General features: G+C 45.4%; 2 protein-coding genes. Both read left to right on the top strand.

Annotated elements, in window-relative coordinates:
• Window positions 1-144: 144 nt before the first annotated feature.
• Window positions 145-3,366 carry an RHS repeat domain-containing protein gene (locus tag EV142_RS23835; protein WP_132038353.1) on the top strand — a complete coding sequence of 1,074 codons (3,222 nt, stop codon included), beginning with the start codon at window positions 145-147 and terminating at the stop codon, window positions 3,364-3,366.
• Between the two features lie 9 nt (window positions 3,367-3,375).
• Window positions 3,376-5,987 (top strand): DUF6443 domain-containing protein (locus tag EV142_RS23830; protein ID WP_244606824.1); only part of this gene is annotated, 2,612 nt, incomplete at its 3' end.

Genomic DNA, 5,987 nt, shown 5'->3' with positions numbered 1-5,987 from the left:
CAGCACTTCAGCATCAGCAGCAGGACAGTGCCAATAGATCTGAGTAAATACGCTGAAGGCATCTACATCATCGATATCAAAACCGATGTAAAAACGGAATCGGTTAAAGTCATAAAATCAGTTAATTAAAAAATATATTCTATAATGAACACGCTATTTTTAAAGCATTCCGTAAAAACATTTTTTTTACTGTTTCTTTTATTTGCATCAGCAGCTCTGACCGCACAGACCGATACGGGGAAATTCCTGCCCAATATCACACCGCCTTCGCCCGTGGCAGGGGAGCTCGGGAAATTTGGGAACGTTCCCGTCGGGTTGTTTACCGGAACGGCCAACATTTCTGTTCCGTTGCTAAGTTTTAAGACCAAGGACCTGGAATCCCCCTTATCGCTTTTTTACGGTTCCAACGGCATAAAGGTAGATGAAGTGGCTTCGAATGTCGGGCTGGGCTGGAACCTGAATGTAGGAGGAGTCATTACCCGTACCGTAAGAGATCTGGTAGACGAGCCCATAACAGCAATTTATCCGCCCGATGACCTGCCCAATGCGACCAATGAGCAGCGCCAGCAATTTTATAAGGCTGCCGGACAAGGGAATGCCGATACCGAAAGTGATGTTTATTCTTTCAATTTCAATGGCAACTCCGGCAAATTTGTCTATGATAAAACGGGTGTCCCGGTTTTGATCAACAATCAGAAAATTAAAATAGAAAAAACCGGAGCCGGCAATGCCGATTTTTTACTGACCACCACCAACGGGGTGAAATATTATTTTACAGAAAAAGAAACCACGGCTTTCCGCAATATGGGTGCCGGACATTCTGTGATAAGCGGCAGTGTAACGGCTTGGTACTTAACTAAGATCTTACATCCAAATAAGTCAGAAGTGAATTTTACTTACGAGAATACCGCCATGGATTATACAGCTTCGAATTCCCAAACCTTTACCATGGCCTATCCGCAAATACAGGAAGACTGTAACGGCGGTATCTATTCCAGTGCTCCGGTGCTAAGCGGCATTGTCGCGTACAACATGACCGTGATCGGGAAAAGAATCACCAAAATCTACAGCAACAATGCCACTGACGGTTATGTGACCATTTCCTACAGTGCTGCCGGGGTCAACGAAGAAGTAGAGGGCAACAGTAAAATCGAATCCATCAGTCAGTATAACGCTGAGAATATTTTGATTGAAAAAATAAGTTTCAGTTATCTAAAAACAGCCAATACACGCGTTTTTCTGCAAAATATTACCTTTTTGGACCCGACCAAAAAATATACTTTTGAGTATATCAATGCGACAGGTTTTCCCGCAAGACTCTCCAGGAGTCAGGATCACTGGGGCTATTACAATGGCAAGACTAATACCAATTTAGTCCCTAAAAACATAACCGAATACGATCTTAACGATCTGGATTACAACGGAGCCGATAAAGAACCTGATGTCAATTTTGCCAAAACAGGACTGTTAAGCAAAGTGGTTTATCCGACCAAAGGGTATACCGAACTCGAGTATGAAAGCAATACCTATTGGGGCCCCAAAACCACCTATCCGGCTAAAAAAGTAGATCAATACAGAAGAATACCCGAGGACACAAGTGATTTGCCGGAGATCTATACCCTGACTTCCGCGATCGATCAAAAAATTGTATTTACCGGTTATGTTACTTATGTACGAAATGGACCGCCACTCGCGGAAGGAGAGAGTGATCCTTATGATACCGGTCATGATATTGCCTCTGTAAAGGTAGCCTGTGTGGATACACCGGACCCCTTATGTCCGAAGTTTTATATTAATAGCCGTTTTGGCCCCATTTATGATTCCATTTTTACCTTTATACGAAGACAAACCAATACTTTTTATTTAGACGCCAAAGCGGGCAAAACCTACAAACTGTACTTTTCAAAAGGAGGGCTTCGTACAAATGCAACCTTAGCGGTAGCCTATTATCCTACTGCCCCGGTAGTCACCTATACGAATCTGGAAACCGGCGGGGTACGCATTAAGACTACCAAAGATTTTGCAGATGCTTCGGCCAGGGCCAGCTACAAGCGCTATTATTACGGTCCTAAAGACGATATCAACCATTCTTCGGGAGATAAAGGGAATAACGCCTTTTATACGGATATTTTCAAGCAAAGAAGAATGTGTTCGGGAGGTGGTGGACTAGGAATATGCCAGTTTGTTGACAATACTTTTCTAACGATCAGTTCCAGCAGTATCATCTCTTTGTTTGACACGGGCAGCAGCAACTGTTTTTATAAATATGTAACGGTAAGCGAAGGCGGGGATAACTTTGAGAACGGTGGCGAAAGCAAAGAGTTTATAGTACACCGGGATGCTATCGGAAGTCCAATTTTGGGTGACCTTATTAAGAGTACTCCGCTGACCAATTTCGGATGGGACAACGGCCTGGAAATCAAATCACAGGTATTGCAGAAAAAACAAACCGGATTGCCCTTTGTAGTGGTACAGGAAACGGAAAACAAATACAAGCTAGATCCCGCTTACAGCAAAGAGATCAAATCCTATAATGTCAGGAAAAATTATGAAGAGCCTTGCGCGCTGGCACAATATGTCGAGAATTTAAGCATAGTCGAATACAAAACAAAAGGATACTGGTTTTATGTGGAATCTTCCATCACCAGAAGTTATGATCTTAAAGGGTTAAATCCGGTAGAGACGACCACAACGTATCAGTACAACAATCCGACCCATATTCAGCTGACCTCACAAAGTACAAAGTCATCCCTGAAAGAAACGTTGGAAACCAAATATTACTACCCGCAGGATGCCGTTATGGCAAGTGAACCGCAGGTATCGGAAATGATAACCACCAACCGAATCGACACGCCGCTGAAAACAGAGGTGTTCAGAGCCGGTGTAAAACAGTCTGAGCAGAAAACGGAATACGCCAAAGATGCGGCCACCTCCAACCTGCTGCTGCCGAAATTTATTTATGCCGCCAAATTCCCCAATGCACTGCCGGGCAATGCCCTGGAGAAAAAAATCACTTACGACAAGTACGATGATATGGGCAATATCCTTCAGTATACGCTGGAAAGCGGTATGCCCGTGGCGATTATCTGGGGGTACAATAAAACCAAACCCATTGCCAAGGTAGAGAATGCCACCTACGACCAGGCGCTGGCAGCCTATTCGGTCAGTGATCCGACGTTCAGGGCCAATCTTCCCAATGCCCTGATTACCACCTATAGCTATAAGCCGTTAGTGGGTATCACGACCATCACAGACCCGAAAGGATTTGTGACCACGTACGATTACGACACCTACAACCGACTGAAAACCGTAAAGGACAATCTGGGCAATGTACTGTCAGAGAATCAATATCATTATAAAAATTAAGAAGACGGCATGAAAACATACTTATATAGCATGGTACTGATCCTGATGGTCTCATTGGGATACGCACAGACCAAAGACGTTTTAACAACACCCGAAGCCACTGCTGTGGCAGCCCCTATGGCGGCCCCTCCGGGAGGCGGCGGAGGCGGCGAACCTTCGTACCGCTGGTACGAGGATTATGACAGGGACGGATTCGGAAATCCGACCATAAGCATTTTAAGCCCGACCAAACCTAATGGCTATGTCAGCAACCAGAGCGATCTGGATGACAATAATGCCTACATTACCAATATTACACCCCAGACCTTTTACCAGGATGCCGATAATGATACCTTCGGGAATCCCAATGTTACCGGGTCCTATAGCGTAAAACCTCCGGGCTATGTCACCAACAACTCCGATTACGACGATACCACGGCCAATATTACCAATATCGCGCCGCAGTATTTCTATCAGGATAGTGATGGGGATACCTTTGGAAACCCCAATGTAAAGGTGTATTACAGTGTAAAACCAACCGGTTATGTCACCAACAACAGCGATTACAACGATACCACGGGCAATATTACCAATATCGCGCCGGCCACCTTTTACAGGGATGCCGATAACGATACGTTCGGAAATCCGGCCGTTACGGTCTTTTACAGCGTAAAACCGGCAGGCTATGTGACCAGCAATACCGACTGTAATGATAACGATGTCACCCTGAATCCCAATACAAAATGGTACGCCGATAATGATCTGGATGGTTTGGGTGATCCGGCTGTTTTTGTGTCCCAATGTACCGCTCCGGCAGGCAGCTACGTTAGAAACAATACCGATAATTGCCCGCTGGTCAAAGGCAGCAGTGCAGACTGTTCCAATATACTGATGCCGTCGGATTATAATTATGTGCTGACCAAAAACTATAAAAAAGCCACCACCACCGTTTTGGAATTTCCATCGGTAGATCAGGTACAAACCAGTATCACCTATTTTGACGGATTAGGCAGACCTGTACAGCAAATAGCCAACAAACAGTCGGCTAATGGAAAAGACATTATAACCCCGATGGTCTATGATGCTTTTGGCAGACAGGTTCAGGAATACCTGCCGTATGAAGCCGCTTCGGCCAATATGGCATTTGCACCCGGTGCAGAGACCGCTGCGATAGGTTTCTACAGTACCAGCAAATATGACAATACCGCCAATCCGTTTTCGCAAAAGAAACTCGAGTCTTCCCCTTTAAACCGCGTCCTGAAACAAGCGGCTCCGGGAGCCGTTTGGGCGATGGATCAGGGCCATGAAATCAAACTCGATTACCAGACCAATACCGACACCGAAGTCAAATTATACAAGGCGACGGCAACCTGGACTCCTCTCTTAGGGTTGTATGAAATCGCTTTTGTGGATGCGGGAAATTATGGCGCCAATGAACTCATCAAAACAGTGACCTATGATGAAAATACCACAGCCACTCCAACAGAGACGGCCGGAGCTACGGTAGAATTTAAAAACAAGGAAGGACAGGTCGTTTTAAAAAGAACCTATGAAGCAGGATTAAAACACGATACCTATTACGTATACGACCCTTACGGCAACCTGACCTATGTGATCCCGCCCAAAGCAGACGCAGCGATTTCAGCCGATGTTTTAAACGGCTTGTGCTATCAGTACAAATACGATTACCGCAACCGACTGGTTGAGAAAAAACTGCCCGGCAAACAATGGGAGTTTATCGTGTATGACAAACTCGACAGGCCTGTAGCGACAGGGCCCGCCAATTCGCCTTTTAAGGATGATACAGCAGTAGGCTGGCTCATTACCAAATACGATGTTTTTGGCCGCCCCATCTATACCGGCTGGAACAATGTCAGCAGCACGTCTGCCGCCAGAAAAACATTGCAGGATGCGCAAAATTTGGCTACGGTGTTGTTTGAGAATAAACTGTCCTATACCATTGATGGAGTGGCGGTTAATTACGGCAATACCATAGCCCCTACCACGTTTAAATTGCTGAGTGTCAATTATTATGATACGTATGCTTTTCCGGGTGCCCAGGCAGTGCCGGCCAGTATCGAAAGCCAGACCGTTTTAACCAACGTCAAAACACTGCCTACGGGAACCTGGACCAGGGTACCAACCACCGCCGCCGCTATTCTGGCAGAAGTAAGCACTACGTTTTATGATACCAAAGCGCACCCCATAAGAACCTTTACAGCGAACCATCTGGGAGGATATACCGTTACGGACAGTAAACTGGACACTTTCTCCGGACAATTGCAATACAGTATTACCAAAAACAAACGCAGTTCGACCAATACGGAAGTACTGGTAAGGGAAGATTTTACATACTCACCACAGGACCGTTTACTGACCCATATCCATCAGGTCAACGGAGGAGCAGTTCAGCTGATGGCAGAAAATACCTATGATGCCTTGGGACAGTTAATAAGTAAAAAGACAGGAAACAGTACCGCAGCGCCGTTACAAAAAATCGATTATGCGTATAATGTAAGAGGCTGGCTTACCGAAATCAATAAAACGGCTAACCTGCAGCAGAGCACGGATCCGCTGGATTTGTTTGCTTTTAAGATCAATTACACCACCACAGCAACAGGTATTACAGATGTAAATGCCTT

The sequence above is a fragment of the Flavobacterium circumlabens genome (assembly GCF_004345565.1).
Lineage (GTDB): Bacteria > Bacteroidota > Bacteroidia > Flavobacteriales > Flavobacteriaceae > Flavobacterium > Flavobacterium circumlabens.
This window is presented reverse-complemented; position numbering and strand designations above follow the sequence as displayed.